Source organism: Bradyrhizobium sp. NBAIM08 (assembly GCF_020193935.1).
Taxonomy (GTDB): domain Bacteria; phylum Pseudomonadota; class Alphaproteobacteria; order Rhizobiales; family Xanthobacteraceae; genus Bradyrhizobium; species Bradyrhizobium yuanmingense.
The window spans coordinates 608,575-628,461 of sequence record NZ_JADYVR010000005.1 but is presented as its reverse complement, the minus strand read 5'-3'; the positions used below and the strand labels follow the sequence as shown (position 1 = coordinate 628,461).

Annotated in this window: 16 protein-coding genes; 8 read left to right on the top strand and 8 right to left on the bottom strand. The window is 66.2% G+C overall.

The window, feature by feature from the left end; all coding sequences use genetic code 11:
- Positions 1-7: 7 nt before the first annotated feature.
- The 4 genes from flgK to I6F37_RS20925 form a co-directional block, all read right to left on the bottom strand.
- Positions 8-1,891 (bottom strand): flagellar hook-associated protein FlgK, encoded by a 1,884-nt coding sequence (flgK, locus tag I6F37_RS20940; RefSeq protein ID WP_036015649.1) that lies wholly within the window; start codon positions 1,889-1,891, stop codon positions 8-10.
- 34 nt (positions 1,892-1,925) lie between these two features.
- Positions 1,926-4,178: a flagellar hook-basal body complex protein gene (locus tag I6F37_RS20935; protein WP_036015646.1), complete on the bottom strand. Its 2,253-nt coding sequence runs from the start codon at positions 4,176-4,178 to the stop codon at positions 1,926-1,928.
- 223 nt (positions 4,179-4,401) lie between these two features.
- Entirely contained in the window at positions 4,402-4,914 is a 513-nt protein-coding gene (msrB, locus tag I6F37_RS20930) for a peptide-methionine (R)-S-oxide reductase MsrB (protein ID WP_036015643.1), read from the bottom strand.
- An 87-nt stretch (positions 4,915-5,001) separates the two neighbouring features.
- The gene (locus I6F37_RS20925; RefSeq protein ID WP_036015639.1) at positions 5,002-6,459 is read right to left on the bottom strand and encodes an FAD-binding oxidoreductase; all 1,458 of its coding nucleotides are present in this window, start codon (positions 6,457-6,459) and stop codon (positions 5,002-5,004) included.
- Positions 6,460-6,552: 93 nt separating this feature from the next.
- Here I6F37_RS20925 and I6F37_RS20920 point away from each other — a divergent pair, with 93 nt between their 5' ends.
- A complete protein-coding gene (locus I6F37_RS20920; protein WP_036015636.1) occupies positions 6,553-7,089 on the top strand; it encodes a histidine phosphatase family protein in 537 nt (178 codons plus the stop codon).
- Between the two features lie 55 nt (positions 7,090-7,144).
- The gene (locus tag I6F37_RS20915) at positions 7,145-7,570 is read left to right on the top strand and encodes a universal stress protein (protein ID WP_036015633.1); all 426 of its coding nucleotides are present in this window, start codon (positions 7,145-7,147) and stop codon (positions 7,568-7,570) included.
- Between the two features lie 258 nt (positions 7,571-7,828).
- Here I6F37_RS20915 and I6F37_RS20910 read toward each other — a convergent pair whose 3' ends face one another.
- Positions 7,829-8,065 (bottom strand): DUF1127 domain-containing protein, encoded by a 237-nt coding sequence (locus I6F37_RS20910; RefSeq protein WP_036015631.1) that lies wholly within the window; start codon positions 8,063-8,065, stop codon positions 7,829-7,831.
- 186 nt (positions 8,066-8,251) lie between these two features.
- Between I6F37_RS20910 and I6F37_RS20905 the strand changes: the two genes are divergently transcribed.
- Entirely contained in the window at positions 8,252-9,595 is a 1,344-nt protein-coding gene (locus I6F37_RS20905; RefSeq protein WP_036015627.1) for a PLP-dependent aminotransferase family protein, read from the top strand.
- Positions 9,596-9,654: 59 nt separating this feature from the next.
- Here the strand turns inward: I6F37_RS20905 and I6F37_RS20900 are convergent, their stop codons facing one another.
- Positions 9,655-10,236, bottom strand: coding sequence for a hypothetical protein (locus I6F37_RS20900; RefSeq protein ID WP_036015625.1), 582 nt, complete (start codon positions 10,234-10,236; stop codon positions 9,655-9,657).
- A 76-nt stretch (positions 10,237-10,312) separates the two neighbouring features.
- Here I6F37_RS20900 and I6F37_RS20895 point away from each other — a divergent pair, with 76 nt between their 5' ends.
- Positions 10,313-10,747 carry a hypothetical protein gene (locus I6F37_RS20895; RefSeq protein WP_036015623.1) on the top strand — a complete coding sequence of 145 codons (435 nt, stop codon included), beginning with the start codon at positions 10,313-10,315 and terminating at the stop codon, positions 10,745-10,747.
- Positions 10,748-10,751: 4 nt separating this feature from the next.
- Here I6F37_RS20895 and I6F37_RS20890 read toward each other — a convergent pair whose 3' ends face one another.
- Together I6F37_RS20890 and I6F37_RS20885 are read right to left on the bottom strand one after the other, a co-directional pair.
- On the bottom strand, positions 10,752-13,151 hold the full coding sequence (locus I6F37_RS20890) for an EAL domain-containing protein (RefSeq protein WP_036015621.1): 2,400 nt from the start codon (positions 13,149-13,151) through the stop codon (positions 10,752-10,754).
- A gap of 213 nt (positions 13,152-13,364) precedes the next feature.
- Positions 13,365-13,871, bottom strand: a complete 507-nt coding sequence (locus I6F37_RS20885) for a ferritin-like domain-containing protein (protein ID WP_225152503.1) — start codon at positions 13,869-13,871, stop codon at positions 13,365-13,367.
- Between the two features lie 430 nt (positions 13,872-14,301).
- Between I6F37_RS20885 and I6F37_RS20880 the strand changes: the two genes are divergently transcribed.
- From I6F37_RS20880 to kdgD, 4 genes are all read left to right on the top strand, one after another.
- Complete coding sequence (locus I6F37_RS20880) at positions 14,302-15,384, top strand: YbhN family protein (RefSeq protein WP_036015615.1); 1,083 nt, start codon at positions 14,302-14,304, stop codon at positions 15,382-15,384.
- A 99-nt stretch (positions 15,385-15,483) separates the two neighbouring features.
- Complete coding sequence (locus I6F37_RS20875; protein WP_036015612.1) at positions 15,484-17,430, top strand: hypothetical protein; 1,947 nt, start codon at positions 15,484-15,486, stop codon at positions 17,428-17,430.
- Between the two features lie 462 nt (positions 17,431-17,892).
- Positions 17,893-18,798, top strand: coding sequence for a LysR substrate-binding domain-containing protein (locus I6F37_RS20870; RefSeq protein WP_036015611.1), 906 nt, complete (start codon positions 17,893-17,895; stop codon positions 18,796-18,798).
- A 123-nt stretch (positions 18,799-18,921) separates the two neighbouring features.
- Entirely contained in the window at positions 18,922-19,866 is a 945-nt protein-coding gene (gene kdgD, locus I6F37_RS20865) for a 5-dehydro-4-deoxyglucarate dehydratase (protein WP_036030198.1), read from the top strand.
- The last annotated feature ends 21 nt before the right edge of the window (positions 19,867-19,887 follow it).

Sequence of the window (19,887 nt, the reverse complement as noted above, 5' to 3'; positions counted from 1 at the left end):
TTACTGTTTACAATTGAGCCTGGATCAACGTGTTCATCATGGTCTGCACCACCGACATGACATGGGCGTTGGCGGCATAGGCATTCTGAAGCTGGATCAGGTTCGACATCTCCGAGTCCAGGTTGACCTTGGAGGTCGAGTCGAACTTGGCCTGGAGCGTCGAGACCACGACGCTCTGGCCTTGCTGGAGCTGGGTCGCCTGGGTCGCGGCGTTGGCCTGCACGCTCAAGAACTGCTGGAGGAAGTTCGAGACGCTGCCGGTGAAAGGCTGGCTCGCCGAGCCGAGGCCGCTCTGCGGCGAATAGGAAAACACTGCACTGGTGAGCTGCGAGTAGAGATAGTCCGAACGCGTGGTGTCGCCTGCGGGCGTCACCGGCGAGGTATTGTAGACCGACATCCGGGTCGGATCGGTCACGAGCTGCGTGTTCACGGCGATGCGCCCGGCAAGACCGGTCATCTGCGAGCCCGACGCCGTGATTGCGCCGGTGTAGAGCGCCTGCCCGCCGTCGGTGAACAGCGGCAGCTGCGGATTGCCCGAGGTCAGCGACGAGATCGTCTTGGTGGTCGAGGCCGAACCGACCTTGGCAAGCCCGGTGTTGTCGTCGGTCACCCGCAGCGTCGTGGCGGTCGCCGGCGACGGGGCGGCGGAGAACGACAGATGCGTGCCCGACAGCGCGGTGTTCAGCGCAGAGGCGATCGCGCCCATGCCGCCGGCGAAGTCGACGCCGATCCGCATCGGGTTGGCGTTGGTCGCGTTCTGGAGCGGCAGCGCAGCGGGGTCGGTCACGTTGACGAGCGTGATCTGGCGCTGCGTGTTGGTCGCCGTGTCCGTATAGGTGATGTTGACCGTGTTGCCCGGCAGCGCACCGGCGAGCTCGAGATCGAAGCCGGCCGGCGGGCCGGTGACCGTGCTGCCCGTCGTGGTCTTATCGGACAGCGCGCTCGCCATCGTGGCGGCGAGCTGGTCGATCTGGTTCTGCGCTTGCACCAAAATGTCGTCGCGCAGCTTCAGGTCGGCCGCGATCTGGCCGGACGACACCACGTTGTTGGCGACGACGTCGACTTGCGAGCCGTTCGGGAGCTTGATGTTGAACGCGCCGACGCCGGACTTGGCAGGGTCGATGTTGTAGAGCGACGTTGCCGACAGCGCGCCGGCGGAGGCAAAGGAGAATTCCGAGGCGAGCCCGGCGCCGACCAGCTGGATGCCGGTCGTGGTGTAGATGTTGGCCTGGTTCGAATTGTCGGTGGTGACGCGGACGTCGACATATTTCGACAGCGTGTTGATGGCTTGGTCGCGCTGGTCCATCAGCGTTGCGGCCGAGGGATCGTTGGCCGATAGGCCCTGGAGCCTGGTGTTGATGTCGGCGATCTGCTTCATGGCCGCATTGGCGGCCTGCGCCGAATTGCTGAGATCCTGCTCGACGTTGGAGCGCAGCGACTGGATGCCCTTGGTGGTGACGTTGAGCTGCGTCGCGAGCGCCTGGGCCGCCCCGAGCGCGACGGTCTGCGCCGACGACGCACCCGAGCTGGTCGACAGCGCCTGCAGCGCCGTCGTGAACTTGTTCAGCGCGCTTTCGAGCGTGCCGGAATTGCCGGGCGTGCCGTAGACATTCTGAAGCTGCTTCAGGATGTTGGCCATCTGGTCGGCGTAGCCGCCGCCGCCGGTCTCGGTCCGTAGCTGGTTCTGCACATAGGTGTCGAGCAGGCGGCTGACGCCGGTCGTCATCGCCGTCGCGCCGAACTCGCCGGTGGTGACCTCGATCTGGTTCGGCGTCTGGACGACGTAACCCGGCGTCTGCGCATTGGCGACGTTCGAGGAGACGATCGAGAGCGCGGCCTGGTTGGCACGCAGACCGCTCATCGCGCTGGCGAGGGCTGAACTCAAACCCATATCACTGGCCCGCCTTTGTTACGTCACGCGCCGATCAGCGCAACACGTTGAGGAGATCCTGCACCATCGAGTTTGCCGTCGTGATCACCTTGGTGTTGGCCGAATAGGCCTGCTGGGTCACGATCAGCTTGGTGAATTCGTCGGCGATGTCGGTGTTGGATCCCTCCAGCGACGAGCCGCTGATGGTGCCCGAAGCGCCGTCGATGGCGTCACCCGATTGTTCGGTCGCGGCATAGGCGCCGCCGTCCATCGCCTTCAGATAATTGGTGCCGTTGAAATGCGACAGCTGCACCTGCGCGAGGTTGAGGTTCTGGCCGTTGGAGAAGGTGCCGACCACCACGCCGTTGTTGTTGACGGCGACCGATCGGAGCTGACCGGCGGCGTAGCCGTTCTGGGTGATGGTGTTGATCGTCACCGCGCCGCTGGTGCTGGCATATTGCGTCAGCCCTCCGGAGGAGATGTTGAAGGCGACGGAGCCGAGCGACTGGCCGCTGACGGTGACATTGTTGATGGTGATGCCCGAGCCGCTCGGCGAGGTCAGCGAGCCGTCGGCGGCAAAGGTGAAGGTCTGGCCGGTGTTGACCCAGCCGACCGTCGTGCCGGTCGCGTTCGGGTCGGTCTGGTAGAACAGGTTCCAGCTGTCGGAATGACCCGCGCCCAGCGAGGCGCTGTCGGTCTTGGCCCAACGCAGTTGCAGGTTCACCGGCGTACCGGCGGCGTTGTAGGCGGTCACCGCGCCGCCGCTGATCGATTCCTTGGTGAAGGTGGCGATGTCGTTGCCGATCACGCCGCCGGTGCCGGCCGTGCCGCCACCCTCGCGATTCCTAGTGATGGTCGAGGTGAAGCCGAGCGCGGAGAAGGCCGCGCTGTTTGAGCTCGAGACCGTCAGGTTGGAGACGGTGCCGGTGTTCAGCGTGATCACGCCGCCGCTGCTGACCGACGATCCCGAGGCGCCGGAGAGCGCGTCGATCTTGCCGAGCAGGGTCGTGATGTTGTCGGTGACGTTGATCTGGTTCGCACCCGAGGCGCCCGAGGCCATGAAGGTCAGCGTCTGGCCGTTGACGGTGATGGTGTCGCCGGGGGAAAAGCCCGACGTGAGCACCTGGGCACCGCCGGCGGTGGCCGAGCCGCTCAGCACCGTCGCGCCGGAGATTGCAGGCGAGGACAGCACGTTGCCGCCGCGCGTCACACTGCTGATGCCGAGCGCGGTGGCGGCCGTGCCGCTGCCGATCGCGACGTCGGTGCCGGTGCCGGTCGCGATCTGGATATTGCCGCTGACCGAGAGCGAAGCGGTGACGCCGGCGCCGCCGGCCGTCTGGATCGCGTTCAGGATGTCGGCCACAGTCGCCGTCGTACCCGCACCGAGACCGATCGTGGTGTTGTTGCCGACGGTCGAGACCGTGGTGCCGCCGTTGAAGGTGATGGTGTTGCCGTTGATTGTGAGCGTCTGGCCGCTTAGCGCGGTCAGAATGCTGGAGGCGAGATGCGTGCCGGCGGTATTGTCGAGCGACGTGGTCGTCGAAACCACCGCCGAGGAATTGTTCTGAAGCGCAACCGTGCCGGTGGCCGTCGTTGACGAATAGGCCGAGCGGATGTTGCCGGTTGCGGCCGCGCCTGACACGGTCGCATTGGCATAGGGTGCCGGCGGGGTGCCGACCGGCAGCGGGTTGGCGGCGAAATCGGACGGGTTGAGACCGCCGGCCGCGAGCAATGTGCCGGTCGAGGCCGTGGTTTTCGCCACTGTGTTCGGCTGGGTCGGCAGGTTCGCCGCGTACTGGATTGAGGTCGTCGCCTGCGCCGGAATGAAGTTGTTCTGGAATTGCAGCACGTTCGCCACGCTGCCGGTCGGGTTGCCGGTCTTCGGGTCGACGGTGACGCCCATCAGGTAATAGCCGGCGCCGTTGACCAGGTTGCCGTTGGCATTGAGCTGGAAGTCGCCGCGCCGCGTGTAGTAGGTCACCCCGGTGAAGACAGGCACGTTGTCGACGACGCCGCTCGCCTTCTGGATCGAGAAGAAGCCGTCGCCGGTGATCGCCATGTTGGTGGCGACGCTGGAGGACGAGATCGTGCCCTGCGTCGTGATGGTGGCCTTGGCGTTGGCCTGCACGCCGCCTGCCACCTGCTTGCTCGGGACCGAGGAGTCCGGAATGAGGTCGACGAAGCTGGTGCCGATGCCCTTGTAACCGGTGGTGGATGAGTTCGCGATGTTGCCGGAAATGTTCTGCAGCGCGAAGGACTGCGCCTGCAGGCCACCCACCGAGGTGTTCATTGCATCGAAGATACCCATAACTTTGTCTCCAAATCCGATCTCGGCGGCCGGTCGACCATGGCCGCAATCGGAAAGAGACGTCGCAAGGCCTATGCCAATGCGAGTATCTTCAGGAAATCAATGACTTAATGAAAAAGCCCCGGTCTGACGACCGGGGCACATTTGCCGGGACCGGCAACAATTGCCGGGGCATCCTGTCGTTCCGGAGCCGTCCGCAGGACCGGAATGACTCCCGCGAAACCTACGTCGCCGACGCCGCCGCGGGGTGGAAGACCAAGCCGAAACCGTCGATGCAATAGCGCAATCCGGTTGGCTTCGGGCCGTCGTCGAAGACATGGCCGAGATGGCCGCCGCAGCGCCGGCAATGCACCTCGGTGCGGACCATGCCGTAGCTGCGGTCCTCGGTCTTGCCGACATTGCCTTCGATCGGCGCATAGAAGCTCGGCCAGCCCGTGCCGCTCTCGAACTTGGTCTCCGACGTAAACAGCGGCAGGTCGCAGCCGGCGCAGGCGAAGATGCCCTTGCGCTTCTCCTTCAGCAGCGGGCTGGAGCCGGGCCGCTCGGTGCCGTGATTGCGCAGGATCTCATATTGCTGCGGCGTGAGCTGGGCGCGCCATTCGGCTTCCGTCTTCGTGATCTCGAACTTTTGCGCGGCCTTCTCGCCGGCCTCGGCAGGTGTTCCTCTCAGCCAGCGCAAGGCCGAAAGGCCGAACAGGCCGGCGACAGTCGTGAGCAGGATGCGGCGGTCAAGCATGTCATTCTCCGTGCGCGGGAAGTCCACGCCCTGAGATACGGGCTTCTGCCGGCCGAAGTTACACGTCGGAGCGGAATTTCGCTCAACTTATTGCGAGACGCGATCCTCGTGCACGACCGGTTCCGCAGCGCCGACCGCGGCTTTCGGCGGTGGCGCCGGTCGGGGTCGCACGCCGGGCGGCGCTCGGCGCGGACCGGTGCCGGCGGCGCGGTTGGCTTCGGCGAGGCGGGCCTCGCGTTGCCTGTCCTTGACCCTCGCGCGCTCGCGATAGCGGGCGAGCGCACCTGCGGCGGCGGAGCTCGCCCTGCCCCAGATCCCGACCAGCTGGCCGGCGACGCGCCCCGTGGCGCCGCCCGCCCAGACCAGTTCGAACGGCGAGAACAGCTTCCAGCGCTCATCGCCCCGCAAAATGCTGCGCGCGATCATCTGTCCGGCCATGGCGGAGGTGTTCATGCCCTGGCGGCCGAACCCGCTCGCCACCCACAAGCCTTTGCGCAGCTGGCCGATCTGCGGCATGCCGTGCACGGTCTGGCCGGTGGCGCCGCCGAAGATGTCGGTGATCTCGACATTGCCGAGCTCGGGAAAGATCGTTCGGATCCGCCGCTTGATGGCGCCGGCGAAGCGCTGCGGACGCGCGGCCCAGGTGGTCTCCGGGCTCTCCCACATCAGCCGGTCGCCGTCGACAAGCCGGAAATGATCGACACCGTCGGAATCCATCACCGATCCCTTGAAGGCGATGATCTCGTGCAGGCGCTCGCCGAGCGGCGCGGTCACGCCGGCATAGCGCCAGACCGGCAGCAACGTCTCCGACAGGCGCTTGGAGGGGGCGCCGAGATGAATGTTGCCGGCGAGCACGATGTGGCTCGCCCGCAGCCGCGCCGAGGGCGTGACGATGCGCTTGCGGATGCCGGAATGATCGATGCTGACGACCGGCGTGTCCTCGAAGATGCGGGCGCCTGCCCGCCGTGCCAGCGCCGCAAGGCCGTGCACGTATTTCCGGCCGTCGACCTGGAACGCTTTCGGATAATACACGCCGTGGAAGTAATGATCGGACTTGAGCGCCTCGCGCACGCGGTCGACCTGCCAGCCTTCGACCTCGGTATCGAAATCCTCGTTCAGCATCTGCAGCCGGCTGATCAGCCGGTCGCCGGCATCGACGTTGGAGACCTCCAGCACGCCGTCGCTGACGCCGATCCCCGGCATGCTCTCTTCGCTGGCGTTGGCCCGGACGAACTCGGCGCCCTGCTTCGACAGGGTCCACAATTCGCGGGCGTCCTCCAAGCCGATGCGCTCGATCAGGTCCGTGAGCGGCAGCGCAAAGCCCGGCATCACGGTGCCGAGCTGGTTGCCGGAGGCGTTCCAGCCGATATGCCGGCCCTCGAGCACCGCGACGCTGGCCCCGAGCCGGGCCGCCTCCAGCGCCACGGTAAGCCCGGCCAGGCCCGCCCCGATCACACAAATGTCGGCATCGAGATCGAACGACAGCCGCACGCGGTCGCGAAAGCCGGCTTCTTCCTGGGACACGCTTGTGAAAGTCTCGCTCATGCAGTTTTCTTAGAGGACTGTGCGGGCCCTTGTCACCTTGTCCTCAACCGGCGCCTGTAGATTATCCTGGACGTGGAACGATTCGAGAATGCCATGCGCCGTTTGATGCTGCTGCGTCACGCCAAGACCGAGACCGACGCACCGAGCGGCCGTGACCAGGACCGCCGGCTCGACGACCGCGGCCACAAGGATGCCGCGCGGATGGGAGACTGGATCGCGGCCCATCCGCCCTTCCCCGATACCGTATTGGTCTCCCACGCCGTGCGGGCCCGTCAGACCTGGGACATCGCCTGGGAGGCGATGAAGGACCGCGTCCCGGCGCCGCAGGTCGAGGTCCTGCCGGAACTCTATGGCGCCGATCCCGCGCAGATCCTGGACACCATTCGCACCGCAACCGCCCCGGCCGATCCGAAGCGGCTGCTGCTGATCGGCCACAATCCCGGCATGCACGAGGTCGCGCTCATGCTGATCGGCGGCGGCGATCCCGATGGCGCCAAGACCCTCGGCGACAACCTGCCCACAGCGGGGCTTGCGATCTTCGACTTTGACGTCAAGGATTGGGATGACGTGGCCTACCGCCGCGGCAAGCTGGTGCTGTTCGTCAGCCCCAAGCTGCTTCGATCGGGCTAGACGCGCGGGCGCCGTCTCGACCGGTTGGTTCAGCCTGGTTCACAGGGAGGCGCAGATGTTCAAGTCCATCCTCGTGCCCATCGACCTCGCCGACACCGATCTCGCCAAGCCGGCGATCGCGACCGCGGCGACTTTGTCGCAGACCTGGAGCGGCACCGTGCGCCTGCTCAACGTGCTGCCGATGACGCCGGTGATGCTGGCCGAGTACGTCCCGGCCGATTTCGACGAGCAGCAGCGCCAGACCTCGGAAGAGGCGCTTGCCATCGTCGCGCGCGAATCCGGCATCGAGCCGTCCCGCATCTCCAGCGTGGTGCGCCAGGGCGGCATCTATCACGAGATCCTGGAGGAAGCCGTGCACGTGAAGGCCGATTTGATTGTGATGACCTCGCATCGGCCGGCGATGCGCACCTATTTCCTCGGCTCCAATGCCGGCCACGTCGTGCGCTACGCCAAGTGCTCGGTGCTGGTGGTCAGGCATTGAGGGGCGGCAGACTCCATCATTGCGAGCGCAGCGGAGCAATCCAGAGTCTTTCCGCGGCAACAGCCTGGATTGCTTCGCTGCGCTCGCAATGACGTAGAGGCAGCTGCGTGCCACACTCGCGCTTCCGTGCCCCGGACGCTGCGCAGCACGAAGTGATGCGCTGCAGAGCCGGGGCCATGCGTCAGCGAGTGCGATCCGCTGGGTCCCGGCTCTGCGCAGCAGCGTTTCCCGCTGCAGCGCGTCCGGGACAGGCGAGTATCACAGATACCGCGACAGCTCGGTCTTGAACTGTCCGTACACGGCATCCTCGATCTGGCTGCGCGTGATGCCGATGTCGCGCAGGGCGCGGTCGTCGAGCTCGTTCAGGGTCTTGACGGCGGAGCGGCGCTCCAGGCGGTCGAACAGCGCGGTGAGGCGCAGGGCTAGGGCACTGAAAAATCCGCCCGATGAGGATGGGCGTAAGGTCCGCCCGGCAGTTTGCGAGATCGTGGTCATTCTTCTTCTCCGGCCTATCGTCCCGCGCGGCGAAGCAGGTGCCGTTGGCGTGGACGCTTGTTGGCGCCTGCACCTCATTTGCCGTCGGATTGCTCTCGCTCTCCTCGGCCCAATCGCGGAACTTGATGGAACTTAAATGCTCCAGTACACTCCTCGGAGCAAGCAAAACATTGCTCTCGGTGCAATATGTCTAAGTTCGAGTACGTGAAGCTCGCCGATGCCATTGCGGCCGATATCACTAACGGCACGTTAAGACCCGGCGACCGGCTGCCGCCGCAGCGCAATTTTGCCTATGACCGCGGCATCGCGGTCTCGACCGCGAGCCGGGTTTATACGGAATTGCTCCGCCGCGGCCTCGTGGTCGGCGAGGTCGGGCGCGGCACGTTCATCTCCGGCGACGTCAGGCGTGAAGTCGAGACCATGCGCGAGCCGGCCGACGCGCGCATCAATCTCGAGGTCAATTACCCGCTATTGCCGCAGCAATGGGCGATGATCGCCAAGAGCCTCGCGGGGCTCGAACGCATGGACGCGCTGGAATCCGCGCTGCGCGTTTCGACCAGCACCGGCACCAAGAGCGCCCGCGTTGCCGCCGCTGCCTATCTCGCACGCAAGGATTTTTCGCCGCAGCCCGAGCAGATCTTCTTCACCGCCAACGGCAAGCAATCGCTCGCGGCCGCGCTTGCCGCGCTGGTGCCCAACGGCGGCCGCTGCGGCGTCGAGGCGCTGACCTACCCTTACGTCAAGAGCATCGCCGCGCGGCTCGGTGTGACGCTGGTCCCGATCCCCATGGACGAGTTCGGCGCGCGGCCCGACGCCATCCAGAAGGCCCATCGCGAGGCGCATCTGTCGGCGCTGTATCTGCAGCCCATCATCCAGAACCCGCTCGGCGTCACCATGAACGCAACGCGGCGCGCCGACATCATGCGCGTCGCCGAGAAGCTCGATCTCACCATCATCGAGGACGCCGTCTACGGCTTCCTCGCCGACGACACGCCACTGGCGGCGCTCGGGCCTGACCGCTGCATCGTGCTCGACAGCCTGTCCAAGAAGGTCGCACCGGGGCTCGCGCTCGGCATCCTCGTCGCGCCGCCGCATCTGCGCGAGAGTGTGATGAGCGCGGTGCGGACCGGCGGCTGGATCGCCTCCGGCCATGCGCTCGCGGCCGGGCAGCGGCTGATGGCCGACGGCACCGTCGCCGAGCTGACCCGGCTGAAACGCATCGATGCCGCGCGCCGACAGCAGACCGCCGCTAGGCTGCTCTCCGGCTACCAGCTCGCCGCCGATCCGCGCTCCTATCATCTCTGGCTGACGCTGCCACCGCACTGGCGCTCGCAGACCTTCGTCGCCGCAGCAGCAAGGCGCGGCATCGCGCTGACGCCGTCCTCGACATTTGCGATCGCGCACGGTCATGCGCCGAATGCGGTGCGGCTCGCGCTGGCCCCGCCCTCGCCCGAGCAGCTCGATTCCGGCCTGCGCACCATCGCCTCGCTGCTCGGCACCAAGGAGGACGATTTCGATTCGACGGAGTAGGGCTCTCATCTGACGCGTTTTCTTCACGCGAACCGGACCCCACTTCGCTCGCAAACGCTTTAGGGCAGCAGGGCCTTCGGCACGCGATCGAAACTGTAGCTCTGCGGCCGGTTGCGCCGCACGAAGCCGCCGACCTGCCAGGCGAACAGCGCGGCGAAGCCGAGGATGAACAGCACGCCCGCGAGCTCGCCGGTCAGAAGCGCGCGGATCAACAGCCCCGCCATTGCCACAGCGAGCACGGCCAGGAACGCCAGCACCGCCGCATAGGTCTTGCGGCCGAGGCCCGCGGTCAATTCGGCGCGGCTGCCGGCTTTGGCCATCCGCGCATGCAGCTCGATCAGGAAATCGCGAAAACCGTTGTCCTGCGGCGCCATCAGCGCCGCGGTCTGCCAGCTCGTCGACAGGATCGCGATGCGGCCGCCGCCCGTGCGGCTGATATCGGCGCGGAAGCGGTGCTGCTGCATCGACACCGGGCGGAACGACAGCCGGATCGCCGAAATCTCGTCATAGCGCCACAGGCCGGAGCGGCCGGCGATGTGCCAGGACAGCCCCTGCTCCGTCAACTCGAAGCGATGCGCCGAGCCGATCAGCGAGGCCTTGTAGGCATAGCTCGTGGTCGAACCCGCTTCCGCTCCCGGCATGTCGTCAACGAACCCATGGGCGATCGCTTGGGCGATCGGCTTGCGCGATCGCCCCCGGCCATCCTACAAGCGAGGCATGGCTGAGACGACCTTTTTTCCGCGCCGCCTGATTCTCGGCGCCGCGATGATCTCCGGTGTGTTACTGGCGCTCGCGGTGCACATGCTGGGCGCGCGCTACGGTCTCGATCTCGGCCGCCTCTGGCGCTCCGACACGCATGAGTTCATTCCGGCGGGCGCCGCCATCGCCTGGTGGCTGATCGCCACCGTCGGCTTCTCCGGCGGCTATTTCACGGCGAGCCTGATGCAGAGCGCCGTCTCCGGACAGATCCCGCAGCGGATGCGGCAATTCCTGATCGCGGTCGGCGTGCTGCTGCTTGCGGGAGCGGGTCAGGCGGCGTCGGCGCCGAGCCCGATCCCGACCGTCTCGGGCGTGCTCGCCGGGCTTGCCGCCCTTTGTCTCGGCGCCGTGATGGCGTTCTGCGGCGCGCATTTTGCGCTGCGCCGAAGCTGACCTCTCAAGCCGACGCGCGCAGCCGCGGCCGTTCCAGCATGATCGCGACATCCGAGGCGGGCCGCGGCTTGCTGAACAGATAACCCTGCGCCTGGGTGCAGCCCTCGCGCCGGAGCAGCTCGAGCTGCGCGTCGTTCTCGACGCCCTCCGCCGTGGTGACGATGCCGAGGCTGCGGCCGAGGCCGGTCACGGCGCGAATGATCGCCATGGAATCCTCGCGCGTCGCCAGCTCCGACACGAAGGAACGGTCGATCTTGATTTTGTCGAACGGGAAGCTGCGCAGATAGCTCAGCGACGAATAGCCGGTGCCGAAATCATCGAGCGAGATCCGCACGCCCATGGCGCGCAGCTCGTGCAAGGTCGTCAGCGTCGCCTCGCTGTTCTGGAGCAGGACGGATTCGGTGATCTCGAGCTCGAGGCGGCGCGCACCAAGTCCCGAGGCGGCCAACGCCTCGGTCACACCCGCGATCAGGTTCGGGCTCTTGAACTGCACAGGCGACAAATTGACGGCGACATCGACATCGTCGGGCCAGGTGGCCGCGTCGGCACAGGCGGAGCGCAGCACGAACTCGCCGAGCTGAACGATGAGCCCGGTCTCCTCGGCCAGCGGGATGAAGCTGATGGGCGCGATCAGCCCGCGTTGCGGATGGTTCCAGCGCAGCAGCGCCTCGAAGGCGACGACGCGACCGCTGGCGACCTCGCGGATCGGCTGGTAATAGACCTCAAACTCGTCGCGTTGCAGCGCCGCGCGCAGATCCATTTCCAGAAGGCGCCGCGCCTGCGCACGCGCATCCATGCCGGTCTCGAAGAAGCGGTAGGTGCCGCGGCCATCCGCCTTGGCGCGATAGAGCGCAAGGTCCGCGTTCTTGAGCAGCTCGTCCGGATGGCTGCCGTCCTGCGGCGACAGCGAGATGCCGATCGAGACGCCGATCACGATCTGATGGTCGTCGATCTGGTAAGGCGCCGAGATCACCTCGACGAGGCGTCCGGCAAGCGATCGCGCGGCGATCTCCTCGGAGCGTCCGATCTGGACCACCGCGAACTCGTCGCCGCCGAGCCGCGCCACGGTGTCCTGTTCGCCGACGGTGGCCTCGAGCCGGCGGCCGACTTCCTTGAGCAGCGCATCGCCGATGGGATGGCCGAGCGAGTCGTTGATGTCCTTGAAGTGATCGAGATCGAGGCAAAGCACAGCGAGCTGGTCGCCCGACTTGGTCTGGCGCAGCCCCTGCTCGAGCTGTTCGTGGAACAGCACCCGGTTCGGCAGGCTGGTCAGCGCGTCATGTCGCGCCATGTGCGAGATCTTGGCCTGCGCCTCCAGCCATTCGGTGATGTCCTCGAAGGTCGCGACCCAGCCGCCGCCCTGCATCGGCTGGTTGACGACCCGGATGGAGCGGCCGAACCGGTTGACGACGTCGGTCGTGGTGCGGCCCTCGCGCGCATCGGCGACGAGGCGGGCGAAGAATTCATCCGCATCGCCCTGCCACTGGCCCTTGGCCTGCTCTTCCCTGAGCACGTCGACCAGCAAGCGGCCGGTGAGCGGCACGTCGGTTCGACGGAGCATCGCGGCATAGCGCTCGTTGAACAGGATGATCTTGCCGTCGGCGTCGAACATGCACAGCCCCTGCGACATGTTCTCCAGCGCGCTGTCGAGCACGATCTGCTGGCGGCCCAGTTCGCCCTTGGCGCGGCGGTCGAGCAGCGCGGCCACGAGCGCAATCGCGATGATCGCGACGGCGGCGCCGGCAGTCAGGAACGACAGCGAGGCCGGCGGGACCGAGAGCCCGCTGATCGCGATCGTCGGGTCCGGCGTCAGCAGCACCGCGCCCATCGCGGTGAAATGATGGGCAACGATCGCGAGCGTCAACAGAGCAGTCGCGCTCAGCGCATGCCGAATGCCTTCACCTCGCGCGGCGACGAACAGCGCGAGCGCTGCGAAGACGACGCCGAACAGCACCGAGGCGGCAACCGTGCTCCCGATCCAATCCAGCCGTGCCGGCATCTCCAGCGCCGCCATGCCGGTGTAATGCATCGCCGCGACACCCAGGCCGACGATGGCGCCGCCGACGACGATCCACACCGGGCGCGAGGACGCCACGGCGATGCTCAGGCCCACGAAGGTCAAGGAGATCGCAAGCATCAGCGACAGAATTGTCACCGGGATGTTGTAGGCGCCGGCGCTCCCGGGGCCATAGGCAAGCATCGCGATGAAATGCGTCGCCCAGATGCCGCATCCGCTCACGGCCGCATCCAGGGCGATCCAGGCCAGACGCCCGGCTCCGTGCGTCGCGCGTGCGCGCTGAAACAGGCTGATCGCCGCGGCGCTGGCGAGCAGGCACACCGCGCCCCCAAGGGCCACCAGTCGCCAGTCATGCTCGTCGGTGAGACAGTAGAGAACTTGATACATTGCCGGCCCCTATCGACCCGCACTTGAGCCGACAGTGGTGGACGATCGGTAACCGGCTACAAACCTGCTCCGGAAGTGGTGAATGGAAGATGAGCGAGTTCGCTCACATTGCTGATCCTCGCGACGGCGCACCGAAGCAGCACCACGGCAGCGGGAAGCGAACAAGCACAAGCGCCGCGCGGACCGTCGCGCGGCGCTCGTAGTTTCCTCTACTCAGTTCGCCGCGCGCAGATTCACCTTGCTCTCGGCGAGTGTCGTCAGCTTCTGGTCGGTCGCCTTCTCCTCCTCGAGCGTCTTGGCAAGCACCGCCGCACAATCGTTGCGGCCGAGCTGCTTGGCCCAGGCGATCAGGCTGCCGTAACGAACGATCTCGTAATGCTCCGCGGCCTGCGCCGCATTGATCAGGGCCGCGTCGAGCACCGCCTTGTCGGCGACTTCGCCGGCGGTCTCGTCGGCTTCCTCGATGATGCCATCGATCGCCGGGCAGTCGACCGCCTTCACGGGGACGCCGTGCATCTTGAAGACCTCCTCGAGCCGCGCAACGTGCTGCTTGGTTTCCTCGAGGTGCGTCAAAAAGCCCTGTTTCAGCTGCGGATCAGTGGCCTTGGTCGCCATCTTCGGCAGCGCCTTGGTGAGCTGCTGCTCCGCGTAATAGATGTCCTGGAGCTGATGTACGAACAGGTCGTTCATGGTCTTGATGTCTTTTGTGAACAGTCCCATCGTTCCGATCCTCTCGGGTCTTGGGAACACGGAGGCGCCGGCTTGCACGAAAAAGCCGCGTATTCCGCCATGTTCGATTGCTGATGAAGGCTAACGACCACGCGGCATCGACGTTCCAAAAACGCCGATACGGCTCTGCGTTGGAACAATGCGGACGGCGCCGGGATCTGAGATCGTATCGGCACGGTGAGCGCGCGGATGGAGCCTGGTTTCGCGACTCATATGCTTAACGCGCCGCCGATATGAACCGCGTATGACAAAGTTGCCCGCCGAACGCAGAACCTATTGTTGTCAAGGGCTGCACAAGCCGCTGATTTTGCCTTAAATGAGCTGGATCATGCCTAGCGATCGATGCCTGCCTTTTGGCCGTGATCGCACCCGACCGGCCAATGTCTGGCCCGGTCGGTCTTGCCCCCCGCCGGGAGGATGAATGCACGGACTGCTGCCCGCGTTGAAACGCGGCTTCAATAGATGGATCGGCTGGCGACGGCTCGGCGTCGCCGCGAGCATCTTCATCATCGCGTTTGCGATCACCACGCTGGTGCGGACGCTCAAGGGCATCGATACCGGGGTCATCCTGACCGCGTTGACGGAGATTCCCCGCGGCAACATCGGGCTGGCGGCGATCTGCGTCTTCTTCGCGTTCTGTACGCTGACCTTCTACGACTATTTTGCGCTGCGAACGATCGGCAAGAAGCACGTGCCCTATCGCATCGCGGCGCTGTCCAGCTTCACGTCCTATTCGATCGGGCACAACATCGGCGCCACGGTCTTCACCGGCGGCGCGATCCGTTTCCGGATCTATTCGGACTACGGACTGAACGCGATCGACGTCGCGAAGATCTGCTTCCTGTCGGGCCTGACCTTCTGGCTCGGTAACATCTTCGTGCTCTCGATCGGCATGGCCATCCATCCGGATGCGGCCTCCTCGATGGATCAGCTGCCCTCCTCGCTCAACCGGTTGATCGCCCTCGGCGGTCTCGCATCGATCGGCGCGTATCTGGTCTGGCTCTGCATGGGCGAGAAGCGCCGTGAGCTCGGCCAGAAGGGCTGGAAGGTGGTGCTGCCCTCGGCGCCGCTGACCTTGGTGCAGATCCTGATCGGCGTCGTCGATCTCGGCTTCTGCGCCACGGCAATGTACCTCTTGATGCCGGCCAACCCGCCGATCGACTTCATGTCGCTCGCGGTCGTGTTCATCCTGGCGACCCTGATCGGCTTTGCCAGCCACGCGCCGGGCTCGATCGGCGTGTTCGATGCCGCCATGCTCGTGGCGCTGCCCCAGTTCGGCCGCGAGGAGCTTCTGGCCACGCTGCTGGTGTTCCGTATTCTCTATTTCGTGATCCCGTTCGGCCTTGCCATCTCCATCATGGGCACGCGCGAGCTTTGGACGAATGTGGTCGCGCCGTGGCAGGAGCGGCGGCGGCTGGCGGAAGCCTGCGCGCAGGCCAACCTGCCCAAGGAGGTGACGCCGATGGAGCGCGAACGGCTGCTACGGCGGGCCAGCAAGCGCTGAGCCGCCGACGCCACCTCCGCAATCGTCGGGCAAGGGTTGCAGGCCGCGGCACAATCCTCTCTTATTTCCGCCTCAACTTTGCCGTTGAAGACGCGGGCCATGATTTCCGTATTCCTTCGCACCCTCTCGGCCGGCGCCGTGCTGCTTGCCGGCATCCTTGCTTTGCCCGAGCGCGCCGCCGCGCAGGACGCCGGCACCATGCAGATCAGCTGGGAGGTGCGTAACCGCTTCCGGCTCTTCCGCGAGGAGCGCGACTTCCTGCTCCATGTCGAGAACGCGCGTAACCGCAGCATTCTAGCCGCCGAACAGTCCCTCGAGCTCCAGAGCGAGGGCCGCGGCTGGGCCCGCAACATGGTCAACCGGCTCTGCATCGACCTGCAGGGCCGGGTCAACCAGCCCTGCACCCGCGACAACGTCAAAGAGAACTACATCACGCCGATCGACCATCCCGTGACGGTGCGCCTGACCGGCGCGGTGCCGGTCGGCGCCACCTGCGCCTGGTCGTTCGATGACGGCGATGGCCCGCAGAGCTCGACCTTCGACTGCGCCGAGCCGATCAATTTGCGTGTCCGCTACGGCAAGCCGACGGTTGCGACCGTCGATGTCTCGGCCGGCTCCGATCCGACCCAGCGGATCCAGACCGAGATCCAGGTCCGCGACATCTTCATCGCAGGTCTCGGCGACAGCATCGCCTCCGGCGAAGGCAATCCGGACCGGCCGCTGGCGCTGTCGGACGAAGGCTTCTGCTTCCGCTCCTATCTCGGCACCGCCGGCGCGCAGTACTACCGGCCGAGCCGCCACGGCTTCAAGGGCGGCCGCGCCTGCGAGGCGCCGGATACGCTCGCCAACTGGCAGCGCTACAGCGCGCTCTGGTTCAATGCGCCGTGCCATCGATCGCTCTACAGCTATCAGGCGCGCACCGCGCTGGCGCTCGCGGTGCGCTACACCCACATCGCCGTGACCTTCCTGCCGCTCGCCTGCACCGGCGCGAGCATCGGCGACGGGCTGCTCGGCTCGCAGCGCGCCCGCGAATGCCCGCCCGGCAAGACCGGCGTCTGCAACACCAGCGTGAACGCGCAGGTCGCCGAGCTGCGGGAAGCCGTCACCGCGGCGAAGAAGCGCCAGCCCGATCGCACGCTCGATCTCGTGCTGCTCTCGGTCGGTGCCAACGACGTCTATTTCTCCGGCCTCGTCGCCGACGTCATCGTCGAAACCGCGACCGAGCGCGCGCTGTTCCGCCGCTCCGGCGTGTTGGCGAGCGTCGACGATTCCCGCGATGCGCTCCAGCGCGAGCTGCCGCAGAATTTCGTCAAGCTGCGCGAGGCGCTGAAGCCGCTGGTCGGCGGCGACCTCTCGCACGTGGTCTATGTCTCCTATGCCAACCCTGCGCTCGCCGACGGCGGCGCGCCCTGCCGCGGCGGCCGGGCCGGCTTCGACATCCACCCGTCCTTCAATGCCGATCCGCAGCGCCTTTCCCGCGTCTCCGCCTTCGTCGACAGCGAATTCCTGCCGCAGCTGAAGGGGCTCGCCACCTGCACCCGCGGTGCGCTGTGCCGCGATCCCGAAGCCGACCGCATGACCTTCGTCGATGCGCACCAGGCCGCGTTCGCCGAGCACGGCTTCTGCGCCCGTTCCGGCAACGATCCCGAATTCGACCGCAGCTGCTTTGCCGCGAACGGCCAGAGCTTCGATCCCGACATCGTCAGCGCGGCGAGCCAGCCGATGCTGTGCGGCCGCGGCGCCTCGGAGTACCGCGCCTACCTGCCCCGCGCGCGCTGGATCCGCGACGCCAATGACAGCTATTTCGCCGCGATGACCTATCCGCAGGGCCTGCCGGCGGCGAGCCAGCCGACCGACATCCACGATGCGGCCTGGGGCGTGCTCTCCGCCGTCTATGGCGGCGCGGTGCATCCGAGCGCCGAGGGCCATGCCGCGATGGCCGACGCGGCGCTGCCGGCGGCGAGCGCCGTGCTCGGACTCGACGCCGTGCCGCCGAACGTGACGCGCGGACTATTGCCGCAGCTGTTGCCCAGCGCGCAGCAATAGCGTGCTGTCTCCACACACTCACTGTCATCGCCCGGCTTGACCGGGCGATCCAGTACTCCGTGACAGCAAATGATTTAATCGAGAAGCCGCGGCGTACTGGATTCCCCGCCTTCGCGGGGAATGACAGCGGTGTGGGTCGTATCGTCTCGCGCCCCAACCTGCCGTTCCATCGATCCAAAAACAGCATCGATCGATACTGCCTTAAACTTGGACACTTCGCCGCGCGCACCTCTAGGACTCGTGTCGGGCAAACGGCCGAGGCCTAAGAGTGGCGCGTGATGAGCGCAGTGGCGTCCGCAGCGGACGTGAGGCGGTCTCGCGTCAGCCTGTTCCTCCTGAGGGCTCCCATGGGAGCTTGACCAGGCAACTCAACGGCGGCCCACAAGGCCGCCGTCTTTGTTTTGGGGGTGATCGATGCTAGAAGTGCCGGGGAAACGCCTTATTCATCTAAGGCATGTATCGATGTTCGACCTCAACCAGCTCCGCTGTTTCGTCACGGTGGCGGAGGAATTGCACTTCGGCCGCGCCGCCGTGCGGCTCAACATGACGCAGCCGCCGCTGTCCCGGCAGATCCAGGTGCTCGAGCACATCATCGACGCGCCGCTCTTGGAGCGCACCAGCCGCTCGGTGCGCCTCACCCCGGCCGGGCGCAGCTTCCTGCCGGAGGCGCGACGCATCCTCAAGCTTGCCGAAAGCGCTTCGCAGGTGGCCCGCCGCATCGCGCTCGGCAAGACCGGCTCGCTGAAGGTCGGCTTCACCGCGGCCGCGGCCTATGGATTCCTGCCCGAACTCATCGCCGCCTGCCGCGCCAAGCTGCCGGAGGTCGATTTCTCTCTGAAGGAGATGGTATCGGGCGATCAGTTCGAGGCTCTGACTTCTGGCCAGATCGATGCCGGCCTGCTGCGGCCGCCGATCGCACGGCCCGAGCTTGCCAGCCGCCGCGTCGTCGCCGAGCCGCTGCTCGCGGCGATCCCGAAGAAGCATCCGCTGGCGAATGCCGACGGCATCACCATCAAGGATTTCGACGACCAGCCCTTCGTGATGTACTCGCCCTATGAGAGCCGCTACTTCCACGATCTCCTGGTGGCGCTGTTCACCCGCGCCGACGTGCTGCCGCGCTACGTCCAGCATCTCAGCCAGATCCACTCGATCCTCGCGATGGTGCGCGCCGGCCTCGGCCTCGCCATCGTACCGGCGGCAGCGGCGAGCCTGAAGATCTCCGACGTCCGCCTGCGCCCGCTGAAGCTGCGCACGCGCGTTCCGGTCGAGCTGTTCATGGTGTGGCGGCGCGAGGACGAGAACCCGCTGCTGTCGGCGCTCGTCAAGATCGCCGGCGAATTGTCCTCCGCGGAGGTGGCGGAGGATTGATGCTCAATCCGCATCGGTCGATATAGGCTTTGGCTTGGACGCGCATCGAACGGTCTCCTAAACCACGGCGCATGGACGTGCGGCCTCTGCTTGCGTCCTCCGCAACACGAGAAGGGAGCGCCCATGAGCAAGATGACCCCGCAGGAAATGGCCCAGAAGATCGGATCGGGCCTCCTGTCCTTCCCCGTCACGCCGTTCAGGGCGGACTACTCCTTCGACGAGGCGACCTATCGCGCCAACATGGACTGGCTGTGCGGTTATGACGTCGCAGGCCTGTTCGCCGCGGGCGGCACCGGCGAGTTCTTCTCGCTGACGCCATCAGAAGTTCCGCAGGTCGTGAAGGTCGCCGTCGACGAGACCAAGGGCCGCGTGCCCGTGCTCGCCGGCACCGGCTACGGCACCGCGATCGCCCGCGAGATCGCGATCGGTGCGGAAAAGGCGGGCGCCGACGGCCTCCTGCTGCTGCCGCCCTATCTCACCCATTCCGAGCAGGAAGGCCTTGCCGCCCATGTCGAGGCGGTCTGCGCCGCCGTGAAGATCGGCGTCATCGTCTACAACCGTGACAACGCCATCCTGCAGCCCGACACGCTCGCGCGCCTTGCCGAGCGCTGCCCGAACCTCGTCGGCTACAAGGACGGCATCGGCGACATCGAGCTGATGACCCGCGTCTACACCAAGCTCGGCGATCGTCTCACCTATGTCGGCGGTTTGCCGACCGCCGAGACCTTCGCGCTGCCCTATCTCGACATGGGCGTGACGACCTATTCCTCGGCCGTGTTCAACTTCGTGCCGGAATTCGCCACCAACTTCTACGCCGCGGTGCGCAAGCGCGACCACGCCACGATCCAGGCCGGCCTGAAGGATTTCATCCTGCCGCTGATCGCGATCCGCAACCGCAAGAAGGGTTACGCGGTCTCGATCATCAAGGCCGGCATGAAGGTGATCGGCCGCGATTCCGGCCCGGTCCGTCCGCCGCTGACTGATCTCACCGAGCAGGAGATGGCGGAGCTGACCGCACTGGTGCAGAAGCTGCCCGCCGCACGATCGTCACAACAGGCTGCAGAATAGCAAGACGACAGGGAGGAGCCT